At 69.0% G+C, this 19,291-nt stretch carries 18 protein-coding genes and 2 pseudogenes; 7 read left to right on the top strand and 13 right to left on the bottom strand.

The genetic code is table 11. The features are described 5' to 3' along the window. Positions 1-276: 276 nt before the first annotated feature. A complete protein-coding gene (locus tag I6J71_RS12780) occupies positions 277-2,154 on the top strand; it encodes a transketolase (protein WP_239154736.1) in 1,878 nt (625 codons plus the stop codon). A gap of 183 nt (positions 2,155-2,337) precedes the next feature. Here the strand turns inward: I6J71_RS12780 and I6J71_RS12775 are convergent, their stop codons facing one another. The 3 genes from I6J71_RS12775 to I6J71_RS12765 form a co-directional block, all read right to left on the bottom strand. Further along, entirely contained in the window at positions 2,338-3,000 is a 663-nt protein-coding gene (locus I6J71_RS12775; RefSeq protein WP_239155338.1) for a DNA-3-methyladenine glycosylase, read from the bottom strand. Positions 3,001-3,173: 173 nt separating this feature from the next. Further along, positions 3,174-4,058 carry an IS3 family transposase gene (locus tag I6J71_RS12770; RefSeq protein WP_204094913.1) on the bottom strand — a complete coding sequence of 295 codons (885 nt, stop codon included), beginning with the start codon at positions 4,056-4,058 and terminating at the stop codon, positions 3,174-3,176. Next, positions 4,055-4,345 carry a transposase gene (locus I6J71_RS12765; RefSeq protein ID WP_204094912.1) on the bottom strand — a complete coding sequence of 97 codons (291 nt, stop codon included), beginning with the start codon at positions 4,343-4,345 and terminating at the stop codon, positions 4,055-4,057. The genes I6J71_RS12770 and I6J71_RS12765 overlap by 4 nt, the downstream gene beginning before the upstream one ends. A 468-nt stretch (positions 4,346-4,813) precedes the next feature. Between I6J71_RS12765 and I6J71_RS12760 the strand changes: the two are divergent. After that, positions 4,814-5,591 (top strand): annotated as a pseudogene (locus I6J71_RS12760) (transposase). Positions 5,592-5,703: 112 nt separating this feature from the next. Then, a pseudogene (locus I6J71_RS50630) lies at positions 5,704-5,781 on the top strand (hypothetical protein); the annotation flags it as partial. Between the two features lie 165 nt (positions 5,782-5,946). On the opposite strand, the gene I6J71_RS12750 reads toward I6J71_RS50630, so the two are convergent. The 6 genes from I6J71_RS12750 to I6J71_RS12725 all read right to left on the bottom strand — a co-directional run bounded on the left by I6J71_RS12750 (position 5,947) and on the right by I6J71_RS12725 (position 11,810). After that, positions 5,947-7,320 (bottom strand): NAD(P)/FAD-dependent oxidoreductase, encoded by a 1,374-nt coding sequence (locus tag I6J71_RS12750; RefSeq protein ID WP_239154734.1) that lies wholly within the window; start codon positions 7,318-7,320, stop codon positions 5,947-5,949. A 164-nt stretch (positions 7,321-7,484) separates the two neighbouring features. Further along, complete coding sequence (locus tag I6J71_RS12745) at positions 7,485-8,825, bottom strand: NAD(P)/FAD-dependent oxidoreductase (protein ID WP_204094911.1); 1,341 nt, start codon at positions 8,823-8,825, stop codon at positions 7,485-7,487. A 549-nt stretch (positions 8,826-9,374) separates the two neighbouring features. Further along, complete coding sequence (locus I6J71_RS12740) at positions 9,375-10,046, bottom strand: hypothetical protein (protein ID WP_204094910.1); 672 nt, start codon at positions 10,044-10,046, stop codon at positions 9,375-9,377. 169 nt (positions 10,047-10,215) lie between these two features. After that, entirely contained in the window at positions 10,216-10,437 is a 222-nt protein-coding gene (locus tag I6J71_RS12735; protein ID WP_204094909.1) for a DUF2630 family protein, read from the bottom strand. Between the two features lie 17 nt (positions 10,438-10,454). Then, positions 10,455-10,691: a hypothetical protein gene (locus I6J71_RS12730; RefSeq protein WP_204094908.1), complete on the bottom strand. Its 237-nt coding sequence runs from the start codon at positions 10,689-10,691 to the stop codon at positions 10,455-10,457. Positions 10,692-10,871: 180 nt separating this feature from the next. Further along, positions 10,872-11,810 (bottom strand): NADP-dependent oxidoreductase, encoded by a 939-nt coding sequence (locus tag I6J71_RS12725; RefSeq protein WP_204094907.1) that lies wholly within the window; start codon positions 11,808-11,810, stop codon positions 10,872-10,874. Between the two features lie 188 nt (positions 11,811-11,998). Between I6J71_RS12725 and I6J71_RS12720 the strand changes: the two genes are divergently transcribed. Continuing rightward, positions 11,999-12,970, top strand: a complete 972-nt coding sequence (locus tag I6J71_RS12720) for an ornithine carbamoyltransferase (RefSeq protein ID WP_204094906.1) — start codon at positions 11,999-12,001, stop codon at positions 12,968-12,970. A gap of 209 nt (positions 12,971-13,179) precedes the next feature. After that, positions 13,180-13,770, top strand: a complete 591-nt coding sequence (locus tag I6J71_RS12715) for an RNA polymerase sigma factor (protein ID WP_204094905.1) — start codon at positions 13,180-13,182, stop codon at positions 13,768-13,770. Between the two features lie 120 nt (positions 13,771-13,890). Here I6J71_RS12715 and I6J71_RS12710 read toward each other — a convergent pair whose 3' ends face one another. Both I6J71_RS12710 and I6J71_RS12705 read right to left on the bottom strand, forming a co-directional pair. Next, positions 13,891-14,322: a DUF5709 domain-containing protein gene (locus I6J71_RS12710; protein WP_204094904.1), complete on the bottom strand. Its 432-nt coding sequence runs from the start codon at positions 14,320-14,322 to the stop codon at positions 13,891-13,893. An 87-nt stretch (positions 14,323-14,409) separates the two neighbouring features. Continuing rightward, the gene (locus I6J71_RS12705; protein WP_204094903.1) at positions 14,410-15,024 is read right to left on the bottom strand and encodes a TetR/AcrR family transcriptional regulator; all 615 of its coding nucleotides are present in this window, start codon (positions 15,022-15,024) and stop codon (positions 14,410-14,412) included. Between the two features lie 349 nt (positions 15,025-15,373). On the opposite strand from I6J71_RS12705, the gene I6J71_RS12700 reads away from it, so the two are divergent. Next, on the top strand, positions 15,374-16,318 hold the full coding sequence (locus I6J71_RS12700) for an NADP-dependent oxidoreductase (RefSeq protein ID WP_204094902.1): 945 nt from the start codon (positions 15,374-15,376) through the stop codon (positions 16,316-16,318). A 291-nt stretch (positions 16,319-16,609) separates the two neighbouring features. On the opposite strand, the gene I6J71_RS12695 is transcribed toward I6J71_RS12700, so the two are convergent. Then, entirely contained in the window at positions 16,610-17,143 is a 534-nt protein-coding gene (locus tag I6J71_RS12695) for a hypothetical protein (RefSeq protein WP_204094901.1), read from the bottom strand. Between the two features lie 7 nt (positions 17,144-17,150). Between I6J71_RS12695 and I6J71_RS12690 the strand changes: the two genes are divergently transcribed. Continuing rightward, a complete protein-coding gene (locus tag I6J71_RS12690; RefSeq protein ID WP_204094900.1) occupies positions 17,151-17,645 on the top strand; it encodes a hypothetical protein in 495 nt (164 codons plus the stop codon). 1,071 nt (positions 17,646-18,716) lie between these two features. Here I6J71_RS12690 and I6J71_RS12685 read toward each other — a convergent pair. Further along, complete coding sequence (locus tag I6J71_RS12685) at positions 18,717-19,142, bottom strand: hypothetical protein (RefSeq protein ID WP_204094899.1); 426 nt, start codon at positions 19,140-19,142, stop codon at positions 18,717-18,719. Positions 19,143-19,291 lie beyond the last annotated feature (149 nt).

The following is a 19,291-nucleotide window of genomic DNA, read 5'->3' as shown; positions in this document are numbered from 1 at the left end:
GGCCTCGCCGGTCAAGGACTCGGCAAAGACAGGTTTGAGCGCGCGCAGAACCGCGCCGGGAGCCCATCCTAAAACTGCAGAGCTTGTTGACAGTCTGGACACCTGACCCTCCGGCACGGAGGCGGTCTGGAATCAGGGTCAGGAACGCGAGCCGCCGGTCGCGGGAAGATCTGATCTTTCCGTGCGGCTAACGGGGAGGATCTCGCGTGTCAGCAGAGAGTGGCGACCGCCAGTGCGCCCGGTGACGAGTCGCCACACGGAGAAAGGGAGACAATCGTGACCGATACCCGGCAACCCCTGATCGACGTCGGCCTGGAACAGGTCGCCGAGCTGGCCGCGCAGCTGCGGATCGACTCGATCCGATCCAGCACCAGCGCAGGCTCCGGCCACCCCACTTCCAGCATGTCGGCGGCAGACCTGCTCGCCGTGCTCGTGACGCGGCACCTGCGCTACGACTGGGATCAGCCGCGGGCCGACACCAACGACCACCTGATCTTCTCGAAGGGCCACGCCTCCCCGCTGCTGTACGCGGTCTACAAGGCCGTCGGCGTCGTCTCCGACGACGAGCTGATGACCGGCTATCGGCGCTTCGGTTCACGGTTGCAGGGCCACCCCACGCCGGTACTGCCGTGGGTCGACGTCGCCACCGGCTCGCTCGGGCAGGGCCTGCCGGACGGCGTCGGCGTGGCGCTGGCGGGCAAGTACCTGGACAAGCTGCCTTATCGCGTATGGGTGTTGTGCGGTGACAGCGAGCTGGCCGAAGGGTCCGTCTGGGAGGCACTGGACAAGGCGAGCCACTACCGGCTCGGCAACCTCGTGGCGATGATCGACGTCAACCGGCTCGGCCAACGCGGGCCCACCGAACTCGGCTGGGATCTTGACGCCTACGCCCGCCGCGCCGAGGCGTTCGGCGCGGCAGTGATCACCGTGGACGGTCACGACCTGCAGGCGATCGACCGCGCGCTACACGCCGCCGGGGCCGGTGGCGACCAGCCGACGGTGATCCTCGCCAAGACCATCAAGGGCAAGGGCTTCTCCGAAATCGAGGACCACGAGGGCTGGCACGGCAAGGCGCTGCCACCCGACCTGGCCGAACGCGCGCTCGCCGAGCTGGGCGGCGAGCGGGACCTGTTGGTCCGGGGCCCGGTTCCAGCCTCCGACAGCTCACCCACAGTGCGGCCGATGAACGCCGGCGCGCCGAAGCCGACCTACCCGCCGGGCGAGAAGGTGGCCACGCGCAAGGCTTACGGCGACGCGCTCAAGTGGCTGGGCGCCACCCACCCCCGGGTCGTCGGCATGGACGGCGAGGTCAGCAACTCCACGCACGCCGACGAGTTCGCGCACGCCTACCCGGACCGCTACTTCGAGATGTACATCGCCGAGCAGCAGCTCATCGCGGCAGCTGTGGGGCTCAGCGTGCGCCACTACGTGCCGTTCGCGTCCACGTTCGCCGCGTTCTTCACCAGGGCGTACGACTTCATCCGGATGGCGGCCATCTCCGCGGCGAACATCCGGCTGGTCGGCTCACACGCCGGCGTCGAGATCGGCGCCGACGGCCCCTCCCAGATGGCGCTCGAGGACCTCGCGATGATGCGCGCCGTGCAGGGCTCGACGGTGCTGTATCCCTGCGACGGGCCCAGCGCCGTGGCACTGACCAGGGAGATGGCCGACCGTTCCGGTGTCTCGTACATGCGCACCACACGCGGCGGATACCCGACGCTGTACTCCGAGGACGACGAGTTCCCGATCGGCGGCGCCAAGGTACTGCGCTCCGCCGAAGACGACGCCGTGACACTGATCGGCGCCGGCGTGACACTGCACGAATGCCTGGCCGCGGCCGACGAGCTGGCACGAGAGGGCATCACCGCGCGGGTGATCGACCTGTATTCGGTCAAGCCGGTGGACACCGAGACCTTGCTTGAGGCGGCCGGCGCCACCAAGGGACGGATCGTGGTCTCCGAGGACCACCATCCGGAGGGCGGGCTCGGGTCCGCCGTGGCCGACGCACTGCTGGCGGCCGGGTCGGCACCGCTGCGGATGAAACACCTGGCCGTGCGGGAACTGCCCGGCTCGGGCACGGCCCCGGAGCTGCTCGACGCGGCAGGGATCGCGGCGTCGCACATCGCCGCCGCGGCACGCACCCTGCTGGCGTGAGCACCGGCCAGGAATCGATGATCCGCAGTCAATGACCGGAGCTGTCGATGGAAAAGCTCGGCGCCGCCTCGGAATCATCCGCATACCGTGGCGCAGTTCGCCCGCCGGGCCGGAATCTCCGAGGGCCGTGCGCGCTCTCACTGCAACACCGACCCGTCCGGGCTGCTGCGACCGTGCGTCGGTTCACCCGGCGGCGGAAGGATGAAGCTCCCACACATAGCCCCACAGGTACGACGTCGCATACGACCGATACGGCCGCCACAGCTCACTGCGCTGCTCCGCGGCCTTCGGCGTGATCCTCCTGTCCAGTCGGTCGAGTGCCGTGACCGCCGCGCGCACAGCGGGGTCGCCGGCCGGGAAGATGTCCGGCCTGTGGAGGTACCGCATCATGAACATCTGCGCTGTCGACGGACCGACACCCGGCAGGGCCACGAGTTCGTGGTGAATTTCGGCGTCCGACATCGCCGCGAGCTTCTCCGGTTCCAGCAGGCCGTCATCGGCGAGTTCGGCAAGTCCGCGGATTGCCCGGGCTTTCGGGTGGGACAAGCCGACGCCGCGCATGGTCTGTTCGTCGGCCGCGATCACGCGCTCGGCGGTGATGGAGCCGCCCAGTTGCGCGACGAGCCGGTTGTAGATCGCGGAGGCCGTCGCCCTGCTGAGCTGCCGGGAGGCGATGGTGAAGGAAAACCATTCGAGCGGACCGCGAACCTCGACGGGAAGGTGCGTCCCGTAGGCATCAATCGGTCCTGTCGACTGCACCCACAGGGCGAGTGAGTCGCCGAGCGAGCCCAGATACTCGGTCGCGGCGCGCTGTTCCTTGGTCGCGCGCTTCCCCGTGCGAGTCATGGTCACCTCACCAGCGTGGCAAACGTGGCCGGGATAGTCCAGATTGCGCAGTGTCGAAACAGGACGGCGCGATCTCTCCGGTCGTAACCCGGGCGACATGAATGACGGGACGACGGGGCCGGGACTTGTGGGTCATCTGGGTGAGGTTGTCCCCGAAGGCCGGACACCGGATTTCATGCCACGAGGGTGAGACCTTGACGATAGCCGACGCGGACTTCGTGTGGGGTGCGGTAGTTGAGTGTCGAATGTAGACGGTCGTGGTTGTAGTAGCCCAGGTAGGCGAAAACGTCCCGTCGGGCGTCGTCGCGGGTCGCCCACACGGCGGTGCCGATCTCGGTCTTGAGGGTGGCGAAGAACGACTCCGCGACGGCGTTGTCGAAGCACGACCCGGTCCGGCCCACCGACGGGCGCATGCCGTGCTCGGCAAGTGCGGACCGGAACCGCCCAGAGGTGTACTGCGTCCCGCGATCGGCGTGGAAAACCGCGTCACCGCTGATCAGGCCACGTCTGACGGCGAGGTCGAGGGCGTCGCGGACGAGGTCGGCGCGCATGTGGTCGGCCATCGCGTGCCCGACCATTTCTCGGGTGTGCAGGTCGATCACCGTGGCCAGGTAGAGCCAGCCCTCCCGGGTGGGCAGGTAGGTGATGTCGCCCACCAACCGCCTCCCCGGCGACGGGGAGGTGAAGTCCCGACCGATCAGGTCCGGCACCGACGCCGCGACAACATCGGGCCTGGTCAGAGACCTGCGCCGCCTGCGGGTGAGACCGACGACCCCGTGCTCGCGCATGACCCGTCCGACCCGTTTGTGGTTGACCCGACGGCCGCGGCGGTGCAGCACGGCGACGATCCGCGGACGCCCGTAGGCGCCTCGGTGACGCACGTGGACCTCGGCGATCTCGGCGGCCAACCCCTCGTCTGCCGCGGCCCGCTCCGCCCTCGCCGCCGCAGCGGCGAGCCACTCGTAGAAGCCCGGACGCCGCACGCCCAGGACCCCGCACAGCCGGGTGACGCCGAAGATGGCGCGGTGTTCGGAGATGAACCGGTAGCTGCGGGTCAACGACCCATCTCCTTGGCAAAATAGGCGGCTGCCTTGCGGAGGATGTCCTTCTCCAGCTCCAGTTCGGCTACCCGCTTGCGCAGCGCCCGCAGCTCCTCCTGGTCCACGGCGGCCGTCGTGTCGACAGGGCCGGCCTGGGCCTGCTCGGCGGTGCGGACCCAGTTGCGCAGGGTCTCGTGATTCACGCCCAACTCGCGGGCGATCTGCCGCAATGGCCGGTCCGACGAGCGGGCCAGCTCGACGGCGTCCCTGCGGAACTGCTCGGGGTACTTCGACTTGCCTGACACGGGGACACCCTGATCCCAGACCGCTGTCTGGGATCAGGGTGTCCGGTTCAAGGGGACAACCTCAGGGTGGACTAGATGGTTCCTGTGGGTGCAGGATGGACGCTCGGGAGAACGACGTTGCGCCGGGCGAGCTCAGCGGCGTGCGTCAGTCACTCGTCGCCCGCGGTAGCCCTCCCTCCTTACCCGCTGGCGCGGACTGAGCAAGCGCGATGCCCGTCGAGCTGTCCCGTCAAGGCAACACCAATTCCGTTCTCGACGTGGTGTTCACCATGAGCACCAAAGGACAGTTCTTCACTCTGATCAAAGCGCTGCCGCTAACGCTGGCAGCCCGGGATACGCCGACACCGCCATGCTGCGAACCACAGCCCGGCATGGGATCCGATGGCGTCTCCGCGATGCCGGGCGCTAAGGGATGTCTCGTAACCCGGTGTGGGACTGGCGGGGTCGTTAGTTGATCATGGTGGTGTGGTGCAGGTGATCACAGCGTCGCAGCCGGAGTGGGTTTCCCCGTTCACGGGGTCGGAGCCGGCGCAGTTCCGGAAGCTGGTGCGGTTGGTCGCGAAGCGGGTGGGGCCGAGATCGCGGATGGTCGCCCGGGTCGGCAGGGCCGTTACCGCTGACCGACCGGGTGCTGCTGGTCGCGATCTGCTGGCGGACGAACCTGACGATGCGCCAGATCGGACCGCAATTGGGGGTGTCGCATTCCGCGGCGCACCGGGGGAAGCGACACGATCGGCCCGCTGCCGGCACTCGCCCCGGTCCGCAAACGCCGGATCGACGCGGTGGCGATCGTGGACGGCACCCTGGTCCCGACCCGGGATCACCGGCCGGCCGCCCCGTCGAAGAACTACCACTACTCCACCAACGTGCACGTCGCCATCGACGCCGACACCCGGCCGGTGATCGCCACCGGCGACCCGCAGCCGGGCCGCCGCAACCACTGCACCGTCTACCACGACTCCGGCATCGCCAAGCAACTCGCCGATCGCCCAGTCATGGCCGATGGCGGCACCACGGCAACCCGGAAGTCGTCATGCCCGACCGCAAACCCCATGACGGCGGCTTGCCCGAGTGGAAGGAAAACCTCAACACCACCCACCGCAAGATCCGTGCCCGCATCGAGCACGTCCCGGCCAAGATGAAGAACGTCAAGATTCTCCGCGACCACCGCCGCGCTGCGAACACACTCGCCGACACGGTGTTGTCCGCACTCGCGCACCTGCACAACATCATCCTCGCCGGCTGACCACAACAACCAACCCCACCAACCACAACACCAGTAACGAGACAGCCCTTAGGGCGGCGAGAACCCCTTCGGTCGCCTCGGCACGGCAGAGGAGCGCGCCGACACCGTCGCGTTCCTGGCTTCGGCCGGAGCCGCGTACGTCGCCGGGCAAGAGCTCGTGGTGTCCGGTGGCGCTGGATTGGCCGGCTGACCGCACTGTCGACAATCGACGGACACAGTCCGGTCCGGACCGGCGTCACGGGCCTCGTGCGTGACCACACCGATATTCGGCGAACGGCGGGGTTTCCTTGCCCAGTCGTGCGATTTCACAGGCTTTGTGCGTCGTGCTGCCACGGGCAAAAGCTGCGGGTGTCTCTCATCGCTGCAGCTGGTTGGAGAGTTTGTCGGCGGCCAGAGTGAGGGCTTCGGTGTAGCTGGGGAATGCGGCGATGCCGTCGGCGGGGTCGTCGGCAGTGAGGTGGTGCCGGATGGCCAGGGCGGCGGTGTTGATCCATTCACCGGCGAGCGGAGCGACGGCCCAGGCGCCGACGAGAGTGCGGTGCCGGCGGTCGGCGATCAGGGTGAAGGTGCCGGAGGGGGCGGTCTCGTAGGTGTAGGGGCGCGCGATCTCGTCGGCCAGATGCAGCGTGGCGGCGGCGATGTCGATCCCTCGGCCGCGCGCTTGGGCGGGGGTAAGACCCACGGCGGCGATCTCGGGTTGGGTGAACACCACGCGGGGCACGGCGGTGTAGTCGGCGACGCGGGGTCGGCCCAAGATGTTGTCGGCCACCACGCGCCCCTGGTAGGTGGCTACGTGGGTGAACAGCTCGACTCCGGTCACGTCTCCGATGGCCCACAGCCCGTCGGCGGCGCGGCAATTCTCGTCCACCGGGAGCTCGCCTCGGGGCCCGGGTCGCACGCCGACCGCCGCCAGGTTCAGGGAGGCGGTGTTGGGAGTGCGGCCGGTGGCGTTGACGATGACGTCCGTGCTGACACTGGTACCGTCATCCAGTTCGACGACGATCTGTTCGCCGTGCTGTCCGGTGCGGCGGTGGACGGTGTGGGCTCGGACGCCGGTCCGCACGTCGATGCCGTCGGCAGTCAGCAGCTCGGCGATCAGGTCACCGAGAGCGGGATCTTCGCGGTCCAGCAGGCGTGGGCCGCGGTGCACGATGGTGACCTGGGTGCCCATGCGGGCCAGGAAATGGCCGAGTTCGATACCGGCAGCGCCGCCGCCGATGAAGGCCACGCGTTCAGGGATCCGGGTGAGCGTGGTCGTCTTGCGGTTGGTCCATACCGGCACGTCGGTCAGGCCGTCGATCGACAGGCGTTTCGCGGCCGCGCCGGTGCCGATGATGACGTGGTCGGTGGTCAGCAACCGGCCCTCGACCTCGACTCGGCCGGGGCCGGCGAGGCGGGCGGTCGCCTTGATGACGGTGGCGCCCAGTTTGCGCAAACCGTCGGCCTGGCCCGTGTCGTCAAGGTGGCGGACCATGTAGTCGCGGTAGTCAGGCAGCGCCGCCCAGTCCAGACCTGGCCGCGTGAGCCCGGCGGCGTGCTGGGCCTCGGCGCGAGCTTCAGTGGAACGCAGCAGGGTCTTGGACGGGATGCAGGCCCAGTAGGCGCATTCCCCGCCGATCAGCTCCTTTTCGATGACCGCGATCCGCAGGCCACCGGCCAGCAGCCGGTAGGCGGCGGCTTCGCCGCCCGTGCCCATGCCGATCACGATCGCGTCGAAGTGCTCACTCAAAGGCCACCGTCCGATAGGTCTGTTGTGTCGTTGCGGTCCTGGTCGAGATCGACCGGCGCGTCGCGCTGGCCGGGCCGGCACGCAGGACAGGACCCCCAGGACTCGCGCTAGCGCGAATGCACGATTTCCTACCGGAAGGCGGACTCGATGCAGTGGTGTCCGGGTCAGGAAAGGTCCGGTTCAGTCAGCACGACGGGTTCACCACCATCAACGAAAGCGTCGCGCGGGTGTTGCACCGACGCCAGCGAGAGGATGTCCCGGCCGAACAACCCCGCGGTCAGCCAAATTACGAGCACGCGGACCTTGCGTTCCCAGCTGGGCACGGCCAGCACGTGATAACCGCGGTGCATCAGCCAAGCGAGCGGCCCTTTGATCACGAGTCGCCGGTACTGGAAGATGCCGTGACCGATGCCGAGCTCCGCGATGGAGCCGAGGCTGTGGTGCCGGTAGTTCTTCGGCCTTCCGCCGTGCAGGGTCGCGGCGATGTTGCGGGCGAGCAGCTTGCCCTGGCGGACGGCGTGCTGGGCGTTGGGCACCGTGCGGGTGCCCGGGATCGGTGAGGTGAGGTCCTCGATCGCGGCGTCGTCTCCGGCAGCCCACGCGTCGGACACCGGTTCGGCGTCGGTGCCGACACGCAGGTCGGGCCGGGCGATGAGGAACCCACGCTCGTCCACCGGTAGGTCGGTGTGCTTCTCCACCACGGGGTTCGCGGCGTTGCCCGCCGTCCACACGATGAGCTCCGAGTCGAACTCCTCGCCGGTGGAGAGCACCACGTGCCCGTTGGTCATCGACTTCACCTGCGTGTCCAGGTGCACCTGTCCGCCGCGCCGTCGGAGGAAGCGCACGACCCAGCGGCCAGGCGAGCTGGTGACCTCAGGCAGGATCCGGCCTGATGCTTCGACGAGGTGGAACCGCAGCTCGCCGCGGTGCAGTTCGGGATAGCGCTTCAGCAACGCGGTCGCCAGCGACAGCAGCTCGGCAAAGCCCTCGACGCCGGAGAACCCGCCGCCGACGAACGTGACGGTGAGCAGCTTCTGCCGTTGTGGCCCCAGCGGCAGCATGGCCGCTCGGTCGAACGACGTCAGTAGCCGGTCACGGATCGCGACTGCCTCCTCCACGTGCTTGAGACCGATGGCCTGCTCGGCGATACCGGGCACCGGGAACTTGCGGGTGACCGCGCCGGCGGTGACCACGACGAGGTCGTAGCCCAGTTCGAACGTGTCACCGCCCGCGGGCCGGACCGTGACCGAACGGCGTTTGTGGTCGATCGCGCTGACCATCCCGGTGATGATGCGCGTGCGGTGAAGATGGCGGCGCAGCGACACCGCGGCGTGCCGGGCCTCGATCGAACCGGCCACCACCTCAGGCAAGAACGGCTGGTACGTCATGTACGGCCGCGGATCGACCACCGTCACTTCGGCCTCACCCCGGCGCAGCTTCTTTTCGAGTTTCCACGCTGCGTAGAAGCCGGCGTAGCCGCCGCCGACGATCAAGATCTTCCGCATGAGGCCCTCTGTTTTCTCGGGTGCAGTGACCGGGGGTACGAAGCCGGGCAATGGCGGCATCGTCAACGCCGGTAGGGCGAGCAAAACGTCGAGCCTGACCGACGGTGACAACCGGTCGCCGACGACAACTCTCATCGGCGCTCAGTCGAGTTGCCGATACTCTGCGCCGTGCCGGGGCCAAGTTCTTACGCTGGGACCTGGATCCGGCCAACTCGAAGGCCGGGAGCACACCGGCAGCTGAAGCTCCTCCTGAGCGCGTCGGGGATGCCCGGATCGACGCGGTGCCGAGGTGCCCCTGCCCGATACGCGCCGGGGGCTGGTGGTGTCGAGGCCGTCCGGGCGCTTCGCTACGCGGCGGTCAGCGTCTTCCCGGTGCGCGCCGGGCGCATTCCGCTGTGCAGCATGTGGCGGAGCCGTTGCGATGGAAAAGGAAGTTTGCTCGGTTGCCCGACGACGCGCGGGTACTCTCTTCAGCCTGGCCTGCGGCGGGATCGCCCTCTCGGGCTGCGGCCGGCTCGTCGGCACTCCGGCACCCTCCGCGGCTATCGGTCATTCTCGACCTGTGGTGTGACCTCCCGCGACAGCTGCCCACGGCAGGGCCGCGGCGTAGGTGCGGAATGGCGCCCAGCGCATGCCGAATCCCTTGTCGGCGCTGCCACACGCCCAGATCCGGCGGACAGTGCGGGCGAGGGCGGGGTCGCCGGCCGGCAGCATGTCCGGCCGATGCAGGCGGCGGATCAGGAACAGGTCCGTCACACAGCGGGGAACGCCGTACCGCGCGAGGATCTCGCGGACCTGCCGGTCGTTACGCCCGACGAGCAGGTCCAGTTCGACGTCGCCGGTGAGCTGTGCCTGCGCGAGCCGCACGAGCCGATCGGCGTCCGCACCCGGCAAGCCCAACCCGGCCAGCCGGCCCGCACCGAGGTCCGCAACCTTCTCGGCGGATGGGTAACCGCTGGTAGCACGGCAGATCTGCGCGTACACGACCGAAGTTGAGCGTGCGTGGCACGGTCGCGCGGTCGAGTAGCGGACCAGCGCCGAGAAGTTGTCGCCGAGCCCGGCTTCCTCGTGGTGTCCGAACGGCTCCGGCCGCCCGAACCGGCAAACGAGGTAACGCATGACCGGGTCGCGCCCCGTGAGGTGATCGTAGGCGAGTACCGACTGCGTGACAGCGGCACCGACCAGGACCGGAAGGTCCCGCGCATGCGAACCCACATCCATCCGACGCCTCCTGCTCACACACTGGTCGCCCGTCAACAGTTGCGGCTCTGCCAGGCCTCGGCACGGCGAGCTCCGGAGGAGTCAGCGGACGCGTCGCCGGATCGGCGGTGCGTTCGGAGGCGCGGGCCCGGTTGGTCCAGGTGTCGATATCACGGAGTGAAAACGGCGGTCAGCCCGCTCGGTCCGTGTCGTCGTCACCGTCCGTGCTGCGGTCGAAGACCGAGAGCGCCCGCCGCCTCTGCTGCAGCAGCTGGAAAATCCGATCCAGATCGTGCTCGAGCTCGTTCAGGCGTACTTGCTCTTCCTTCGACAAGCCATCGGTGCGACGGAGGGCGCGCCTGCGAACATCGTGCTCCTCGTCGAGGAGAGACGCGAGCTCGTCAGTGATCATCCGCGAACGCCCCATGTTCAGGTCCTTGCGTTCGCCAGCAGGTTCCGATCGGTGTCCAGCAGTTCCAGCCATGCCCGGATGAACTTCTCGAACCGCTCATCCTCAAAGCTGCGGCGCACGTCGGTCCCCTTCCCGTCCCCGCCGAAGAGGCCGGCCGCGCCGCCGCACGTGACGGCGTCGCCCACTGCCTCCTTGCTCTTGTCTCCGCAGCCGCCGATTGCGACGAGTTTCCGGCCTGTCACCATGTCGGTCATCGCTGTGCTCCGTTGTGCGCCGAGGGAAGATGCCCTTGGTATCCAAGGGTTAGCGGCAGCAGCTGCTGACGTCTTACACTTCTCGCGGCGGCCCTTGCGTTCAGCTTTTGGCGCGCTCCCGTTGGTACCCTCTGTCCCGGAACAGCAGCGGCTGCGGGCCGCCGGCGATTCGTGCTCCGTTCATGAACGCTGGCCTCCTTCGTCCGCGACCCGGATGATGGTCTTGCCCGGGATCCGGCGGCGGTCGGGCCCGAACGCGGCAGCCGCCTCGGCCAGCGGCCGCACCTCACCCACGATCGGCTTCAACCGGCCCTCCCGCACCCACCGCGCCAACTCGGCCAACCGCACACGATCGGGCTCGACCACGAAAAACACCGCCCGCCCGTTCTCCGGCTGCACCACCGGCGGCATCGCGACAGTCACCACCGTCCCACCCGCCCGCAGCAACGCCGTCGAACGCGCCAGCACCTCACCCCCGATCACATCCAGCACCACATCCACCTCACCGACCCCCTCCAACGACTCCGCAGCCAAGTCCACGAACACCTCAGCCCCCAGACCGAGCACGACCTCACGGTCCGCAGCCCGGCCCGTCCCGATCACCCGCGCCCCCACCTCCCGCGCCAGCTGCACCGCGATCGACCCCACCCCGCCCGCCGCCCCGTGAATGAGCACACTCTGCCCGGCCCTGAGCCCACCGTGGTCGAACAAACCCTGCCACGCGGTCAACCCCGAGATCGGCAACGCCGCCCCCACACTGTGGTCGAGATCCGCCGCCAGCGGGGCCAGGTTGCGCGCCTCCACCGCCGTGTACTCCGCCAGCGACCCATCCCGCGCCCAATCGCACAGCCCGAACACCCGCTGCCCCACCGTCAACCCCGTCGTCCCGAAACCCAGCTCCACGACCACACCCGAGAGCTCATGCCCGGGCACACTCGGCGTGCGATCACGCCCCGCCCGATCCGTCCACGTCGCCGGCCACGCCAGCTCCCCCGGCGTGAAACCCGCGGCATGGACCCGCACAACCACATCGTTCTCCGCAGCATGCGGATACGGCACCTCACCCACCACGAACCCGCCCACCCCAGCCTCACGATCCCGCACAGTAATGGCTTGCATGAAACGTCCTCTCTCGATCTTCGGCCAGACACGCCGCACCGGCACGGCACGGGGCACACTTCGGCGCGGCACTGGGACGTCCTGGCCGCCTCCGGGATCCCACGTTAATGTGAACCATATGGTCCAGTTATAGTCCGCTTGACTTGAGATCCACGCCCACGACCACCGGCTGGCCCAGGGGAGGCGATGTGACCACGGAGACGGCGGGGGCCGTTGATCCCGCCCGGCGCCCGCTTCTGACGCTCGCCACCCTCGCGCCCGACGAGTTGGCGGCCGTTGTGGCGGCCGCCCACCGCTACGGCACCGATTCCGAACTGTGGACAGACCGGCTGGCCGGAGCGCGGCTGGCGTTCGTCTTCACAGCGCCTTCCCCGCGCACCCGCTCGTCGTTCTGGAGCGCCGCGACCCGGCTCGGGTGCCACACCATGCACTTCGGCGCGTCCGGTCTGCAGAGCGCCGCACGCGAGACGTGGGCGGACACGGGCATGCGGCTGGCCCCCTACGTCGATGCCGCTGTGGTGCGCACGAACGGCCCGCAGACCGAGCTCGAAGCTCTCGCGAACGAGCTCCCCCCGACCATGAACGCGGCGACTCTCCAGGAGCATCCCACCCAGGCGATCGCCGACGCCTGCGCGCTGCTGGATCACTTCGGCCGGACGACGGGGCTGCGCCTCGCCTACGTGGGAGCGGCCGGCAACACCGCCCGCTCGCTGGCCCACCTGGTGGTCGGGACACCACAGATGCGCCTCGACGTCTACTGCCCCGAGGGGTACGGCTTCCCACCGGAGGAGTTGGAAGCGCTGAACGGGCGCCGGCCCGGCGGCGACCCGATCCGGCAGTTCGACGAATTGCCCCGGCGACCCGATCCGGTGGACGCGGTCTACACGGCCCGGTGGCAGCCGACGGAGTTGCCCCACGACGACCCCGGCTGGGACGAACGCTTCGCCCCGTTCCACGTCAACCGGGAGACGATGGCGAGCTTCTCCGGCGACACCGACGCGGTGTTGCTCCGCGACTTCTCCGCAGTACCCGGCCAGGAAGTCGAGTCCGACGTGCTCGGGGGGCCGCTGTCGCTTGCCCGCCGGCAGGCTTACCACAACGCGTCGGCTGCGGCTGCTGCGTTGCAGTGGGTGCTTCGTGCGCCGACGCCGGTCAGCTGAGCGGGCCCGGCCTTCGGCCGCAGCCCAGCCGGCGTTATCACTTCGTAGACGCCGCTGCGTTCGGTGACTGGCTCCTGAGCCAGAACAGACGAACAATGACCGGTTGAGCCCTGTCTAGATGGACTATATAGTCCACGATGTGATGCTCTTGTGTAGCGCTGTTTGAGCAGGGGACCGTCGTCGGCCGTCCATGCGCGGAGCCGGATGGCATGAGCGAAGGCGGAGCTGCCGACTGGCGGGTCGAAGACGAAGAATGGCTACGGCTGCTGAGGAGTGACGGAGCCGCCGGCGAAGCCGGCAGGCGGATGCTGTTCGAATTGTTGTTGCGCTTCGGGCGTATGCAGCTGGGCCACCGCCGGGGAGCCGGTGGGCTCGTCGGCGTGGAGTTGCTCGACGTCGTCGACCAGGCAGTCGCTGACGCGTTTCTGTTCGTCCTGAACGGCCTCGAGTCGTTCAGAGGTGAAGCCAGATTCACGACCTGGGCCTACACCATCGTTCAACGCACCGTGTCACGCAGCATGGAACGCCATCCCTGGAACCGGGGGTTCATCGAACTGGTCGGTGAGGTTCCCGAAACCGCGCGGCCCGGCACGGACGACCTGCCCACTGTGACGGACGCGGTCCGGCGGGTAGTCGAGACCGGCTTGACGTCTCGTCAACGGCGCGCGTTCATCGGGTCGGTAGTGGAAGGGCGCACCGTCGAGGAGCTGGCCGAAGAGCTGGGATCGAACCGGAACGCGGTCTACAAACTCCTCTTCGACACCCGGCGCAAGATCCGCGCCGCACTGCTGGATGACTGACCCGACAAAGGGGGATGCCGGCGTGCTCCACGGTGTGAACCGTGGAGCAATCCACACAAGATCTTGCGCCCGACGTCCGCGACATGCGGCCTCACCTTGAGCGGCCGGGCCGGTCTCAGGCTATTCGGGGACGATGTGAATGGCCGCCTCCTCCGCGGACGCGGCGGCGCCGTCCACTCCGGCGTCCGACGCGAACAGATACGGGTAGACCGGGTCCGACTCCTCGTCCTCGATCAGTCGCCCGGCGCGCACAGTACCGACCTGGTCGTCGTAGAGCTCTCCGTCCGTGTCCGATGCGTCGCCCAGACCGTCGCCTTCGGGCTCGGCGGCGAAATCGGGTAGTTCGCGCGCGAGGCGGTGGCCGAGGTCCTCGTGCCCGGCGGCCTCGCGCGCCGTGGTGCCCCAATCGAACACGGCGATCGGTCGTTCGCCGGGTGAGTAGCCCTCGTCGAGGACGTCCTCGACATCCCGCTCGTCGAGGCTCTCGTCGGGTTCGAGGACGCCGGAGTCGATATCCACGCCCCCGTCGTACTCGTCAGCGTCGTCACTCATGGCCAACCTCCCTGGGTATTTGACGATGTGCGCCGGCGTGGCGCGGATTCTTACCGCGTTGCGCTGTTCCACCGGTGGTTACGGCCATCACGTCGCATAGGAGCGAACCTGGCCGAGCGCCATGTCGAGAGTCACGCGCAACTGATCGGCGTCCTGGGTGGTGTGCGCCAGCAAGTAACCTCCTTGCAGGGCAGCGATGACGCCGGTGGCAAGAATCTCGGGGTCTACGGAAGCGTCGAGGTCGCCGGCGGCCTGGAGACGAAACAAGGCCGACGCCAGCAGCCCTTTCCACTGGGAAAACGCCGTAGTGAGGGCATGGCGGCCACGATCGTGCCGGTGTGCGAGGTAGATCAGCGAGCCGAGAGGGCAGCTGCTCTCCGACGTATACGGGCCGAGCAGTCGTGACCGCCAGCGTTCCAGGTCTGCGAGGCGCTGGACCGCGTCCAAGCTGGGGCGCTGCGCTCGTAACACGACGTCGAGTTGAGCCTCCACGATCGCCTCCACGATCGTGTCGTGGTCCGGGAACAGGTGGTCGAGCTCGGTCCGAGTCACGTCGGCGGCGACGTGAATGCGCGCCGGGGTGAGCGAGCCGACGCCTTCGCGCAGGAGGAGTCTGGTCGCCGCTGCCACGATGCGTGCCCGAGATCCCGGTCCCGAAGTGTTGCGACGTGGGCAAGCCCCGTCGTACCGGTCGGCCGTCATGGTGGGAACAGTAGCCGCACCCAGCACGGTCGGGAACCTCCACCCTGACTGAACATGGACTATACAGTCCGATTCGGACGCGTTGCAGGAAAGCCCGGTGGATCCCAACTCGGTCTCGGTGGTTGCGAGTCCGAGCACGTCCGCCAATTCTGGCCCGCAACACCGAACACTGTTGTCACAATCGCGCCACCCGCCCATCCTTCCCCTCGGCCGAGGGGTGCGGGTGAGCAGTGATTTGGCCCAGCAGCGCCTGCTCGCCCTGGCTGGCGGCTTCCTCCGCGCGGGGACCATAATGGACGATGTCGTCCACGGAGTGTGACGGCGAGGACTCGTAGTGAGAGGGATTCAGATGAAGGCGATCGTGGTGACCGACGAAGCCGCGGGCCGGGCTGGGATGAGGCTGGTGGAGCGGCCCGATCCGGATGCGGCGAGGCTCGCTGACCTCGCAGGTGCGAACTACGGGGATGTGGTTGTTGAGGTCCATGCGTCGGGGTTCACCTGGGATGAGCTGGAGTGGCCCTCGACCTGGGTCGATCGTCTCGGTCGCGACCGGACGCCGTCGATCCCCGGGCACGAAGTGGCCGGGGTGGTCACGGCGCTCAGTTACGGCACGGCGGGGCCGGCGGTGGGACAGCGGGTGTTCGGCCTCACGGACTGGACTCGCGACGGCACGCTGGCGGAATATGTCGTCGTCGAGGCGCGCAACCTCGCGCCACTGCCGGGCGACGTCGACTTCACGACGGGAGCCGGCCTGGTGATGTCAGGCCTCACCGCGTGGCAGGGACTGTTCGAGCACGGCCGGCTGCAAGCGGGGCAGAGCGTCCTCGTGCACGGTGCGGCCGGCGTCGTCGGATCGATGGCCGCCCAGCTCGCACGAGAGGCCGGCGCCTACGTCATCGGTACCGGGCGCGCAGGCGGGCGTCAGGCGGCGCTCGACTTCGGCGCGCAGGAGTTCGTCGACCTCGAGAACGACACCCTGGAAGACATCGGCGGGGTCGATCTGGTGTTCGATGTCTTCGGCGGGGACATCGCAGCCCGGTCTGCGGGTCTGGTTCGAGCCGGAGGAACGCTGGTGAGCGTCGCCGGCCCGCCGGAAGCGCGGCCCACCGACGGCCGCACGGTCGACTTCGTCGTCGTGCCCGATCGCGCCCAGCTGGGTGAGGTCGTCCAGCGGGTGCGGGACGGACGGGTGCGGACGAACATCGGCACCGTCGCGGCCCTCGACGACGCCGTCGCGGCCTTCAACCCGACCGAGCGGACCCCGGGCAAGACAATCATCCGCGTTCACCCGTAAGGACTCGGGGACAGTGACCGGTTCTGTCTCCTCGTTGGGTCGCGGTCAGCGGCGTGGCCAGGGCTGTGAGAGGCCGATAGCCCTCCGAGGGTTCGAGCGACTATTCGCCCCACCCCGTCGGTGAGCCGTTCCACCCTGTGCGCGAGCGGGTCTCGAGATGGTTGGTTTCCAGAGGTGAAGTGGTTCCCGGGAGACGGGTTCACGTGCACGGACGTGGCCCTTTCCCGGCACAAGAGATCCGGCGCCGGTTTCGAACCCGGCCTCCGCCCTGGAGCCGGCTGGAACCGCTCGCTATCGCGTGCTCGTACGGGTGCCGGCGGAGGCCGCGGCAACGGGTCGTGGCGGGACCTGCGGATCCGGCGAGGTTCGTCGCAAGGCCTGGTGTCCTCCGCTGCTCGCGAGCGGATCCGCGAGCGCGGCCTTCAGCTTCCTCCTCAGGCGATGCCGAGCTTTCCGAAGACTGAGGAAAAGCTGCACGGCGATTTCGGAGTCGGTGTGTCCTTCGGCCGCCAGCTGCGCGATGGTGATTTCCCGCCCGGTCAGCCGTTCCGTCGGCGGCGCCGTGGGTGCGTGCACGATTTCCCCAGCGGCGACGAGCTCTCGGCGTGCGCGTTCGGCGAACCCGTCGGCGCGCACGCGCCGGAACGTGTCGTAGGCGGGCCTGAGCTGGCTGGCTGCGGCGTCACGAGGGCGTTCCCGGTGCAGCCATTCGCCATAGAGCAGCTGGGCTCTCGCTCGCAGCGCGTCGACTTTGCTGCGCTCGCGGTGCTCGATGGCGGTGCGGTACAGCTCGTCGGCTTCGGCTCCCCCGGCCAGCTCCCACATCGCGGCGGTGGCGATCCCGGGGCTCCCCGCCGCGAGCGGCCGCCTCGACCCGTTCCAGGAGCACGTAGCCGTACATGCCGAGGTCGTCGTGCTCGACGGCCGAGTCGGTGGCTGCCGGCGCTTCACGGTAGTGGCCGAAGCTGTTGTGCAGCACGGCGGCCGCGTACTGCACGATCGGGATCACGAAGCCCTCACCGCGTGCGGTGGCGCTGTGCAGGCTCGCGCGCACGAGCTGCAGCGTCCGCGCCTCCTGCCCGCGGTGGGCGGCGAGCACCGGCTCGATGTACAGCGGCGGCGGCGCACCGGTTACTTGGGTGATGGCATCGGACTCTTCGAGCAGGGCAGTGGCTTCGTCAAAGCGCCCGGCGTGCACGCACCCGCCGGCGCGGTTGGCCAACGCGACCGGCAGCAACCGCAGCACGCCCTGTGCCCGCAGAATCCGCACCTGCCGGGCCGCCAGGTCGTCCCACGACTGCTGGCAGGTCGAGCGCAATCCGGCTGATGACCCCGTACCCGCGCAAACCGGCGGCACCGCAGGCGGAATCCCGCCGGAACTGCCGCACGGCGCGGATGAGCCCGGGGCTGCGGCCGCGTAGCCCTTGGTGAACCGCAGCACGAGGCCGTCGAGCAGCAGGTCGACCGCCCGGGCGGAGAGGGGGCCGACGGGACTGACCGCACGGCACGGGCGATCCCCGCCGGCGCGCTGTCCTGCGTCCACCCGAGGCGACCGGCGAAGACCGACGCCGCTGTCGCCTCCAGGTAAGTCTCGCGTGAGCGCAAGGGGTCGAGTCCCGCAGGCGTTCCGCCGCTGACAGCAGCAATGCCGGCGCGTCGCGGCCACGGTTGAGGGAGAACGTGATCTGCGCGCGAAGCAGCTCGATCTGGGCCTGACGCATGAGTTCCGGCGGCGCCGCCTGCGCCTGGGCGACCAGTTCGAGCGCCGCATCTGGAGCCCCGGCGTCGAGCTTCGCGCGCGCCGCTGCCAGTGCACGGCACGCGCGCTCGACGGGGTCCGGGATCAGCTCGGTCGCATCGGCCAGGAACCCCGACGCTGCAGCAACTCCGCCGCGGGCGCGTGCGTGCTCGGCCATTCCGTGCCAGCTCGGCCGCGATCGCCTCGTCGGGACTCGTCGCCGCCTGACCGCGTTGCCGTGCCCGGTCCTCCGCGTCGGCCCAGGGATCGATGGCGTCGGCAAACGCCTCGGGCACGCGCCGGCGGTCGGCGCTGCCGCCCGACTCGTAGCCGGCGGACCGCATCAGCGGGTGGCGAAACCACACCCGGCGCCCGATCGTGATCAGCTCTGCCGCTTGTTCCGGTTCCGCGGCCGACTCAGGGACACCGAGGAGTTCGGCGGCACGCCAGAGCACCGCCGCCTCCCCCACCGGGTCGGCGGCAGCGATGAGCCACAGCAGCCCGGTGTCCGCCGGTAATGCGGGCACCCGGGTGGCGAAGCTGCGTTCGATGCGTCGCGCCAGTGGCCTTCGGTGGCCATCCGGCCTGAAGCCTCCGGCGAACGCGGGCAGGTTCGCCACACGCGGCAATTCCCGCAGAGCCAACGGGTCGCCTCGCGCCTCAGCGAGGATGCACTCGCACGCCCGTTCTTCCATCAGGGCGGGCATCGTGGTTACCGGCAGTGCCCGCGCATCCCCTGTCGCCACGTCCGGTGAGGAGCTCAGGCAGCCGCTCCAGGTATGCCAGATCGCGGTTCTGCTCGCCATCGCGGACCACGAAGACCATCGCAACGGGATCCGCCCGCAGCCGGCGAACGACCATCGACAGCGTCCGCATCGAGGCGCTGTCGAGCTGCGCGTCGTCGATCACACCCACCAGCGGTTGCTCGGCGGCAGCTTCTGTCAACAAAGTCAACACAGCCAGGGCGGCCACGAACGGGTCCGGTGGACTCCCCTCCGCCAGCTCGAACGCGGTGGTCAGCGCGGCACGCCGGGGAGTCGGCAGGCGTTCGAGCTTGTCCGGATGCGGCGCGCACACCTGGTGCACGCCGGAGCAGGGGAACTCCGCCTCCGATTCGGCGCCGGCGACGGGGACAACCTGCAGATCGCCGGCCGCCTCGACCGCTGTTTCAGCAACGCAGTCTTGCCAACCCCTGCCTCGCCGCGAACCACCGGCACCGCGCTGCGGTCCTGCCG

Origin of the sequence: Amycolatopsis sp. FDAARGOS 1241 (assembly GCF_016889705.1) — a bacterium.
Lineage (GTDB): Bacteria > Actinomycetota > Actinomycetes > Mycobacteriales > Pseudonocardiaceae > Amycolatopsis.
The sequence above is the reverse complement of the archived record's forward strand: the minus strand, read 5'-3'. Positions and strand labels throughout refer to the sequence as shown.

Bases quoted from the DNA above. Each gene is read 5' to 3' on its own strand.
- I6J71_RS12775 (WP_239155338.1), bottom strand. From the start codon at position 3,000: ATGACTCGCACGGGGAAGCGCGCGACCAAGGAACAGCGCGCCGCGACC.
- I6J71_RS12710 (WP_204094904.1), bottom strand. From the start codon at position 14,322: ATGAGTGACGACGCTGACGAGTACGACGGGGGCGTGGATATCGACTCC.
- I6J71_RS12695 (WP_204094901.1), bottom strand. From the start codon at position 17,143: ATGTGGGAGCTGGCCGGGGGAGCCGAAGCCGACGAGCTGTACCGCACC.
- I6J71_RS12730 (WP_204094908.1), bottom strand. From the start codon at position 10,691: ATGACCGACATGGTGACAGGCCGGAAACTCGTCGCAATCGGCGGCTGC.
- I6J71_RS12745 (WP_204094911.1), bottom strand. From the start codon at position 8,825: ATGCGGAAGATCTTGATCGTCGGCGGCGGCTACGCCGGCTTCTACGCA.
- I6J71_RS12735 (WP_204094909.1), bottom strand. From the start codon at position 10,437: ATGATCACTGACGAGCTCGCGTCTCTCCTCGACGAGGAGCACGATGTT.
- I6J71_RS12725 (WP_204094907.1), bottom strand. From the start codon at position 11,810: ATGCAAGCCATTACTGTGCGGGATCGTGAGGCTGGGGTGGGCGGGTTC.
- I6J71_RS12700 (WP_204094902.1), top strand. From the start codon at position 15,374: ATGAAGGCGATCGTGGTGACCGACGAAGCCGCGGGCCGGGCTGGGATG.
- I6J71_RS12715 (WP_204094905.1), top strand. From the start codon at position 13,180: ATGAGCGAAGGCGGAGCTGCCGACTGGCGGGTCGAAGACGAAGAATGG.
- I6J71_RS12705 (WP_204094903.1), bottom strand. From the start codon at position 15,024: ATGACGGCCGACCGGTACGACGGGGCTTGCCCACGTCGCAACACTTCG.
- I6J71_RS12740 (WP_204094910.1), bottom strand. From the start codon at position 10,046: ATGGATGTGGGTTCGCATGCGCGGGACCTTCCGGTCCTGGTCGGTGCC.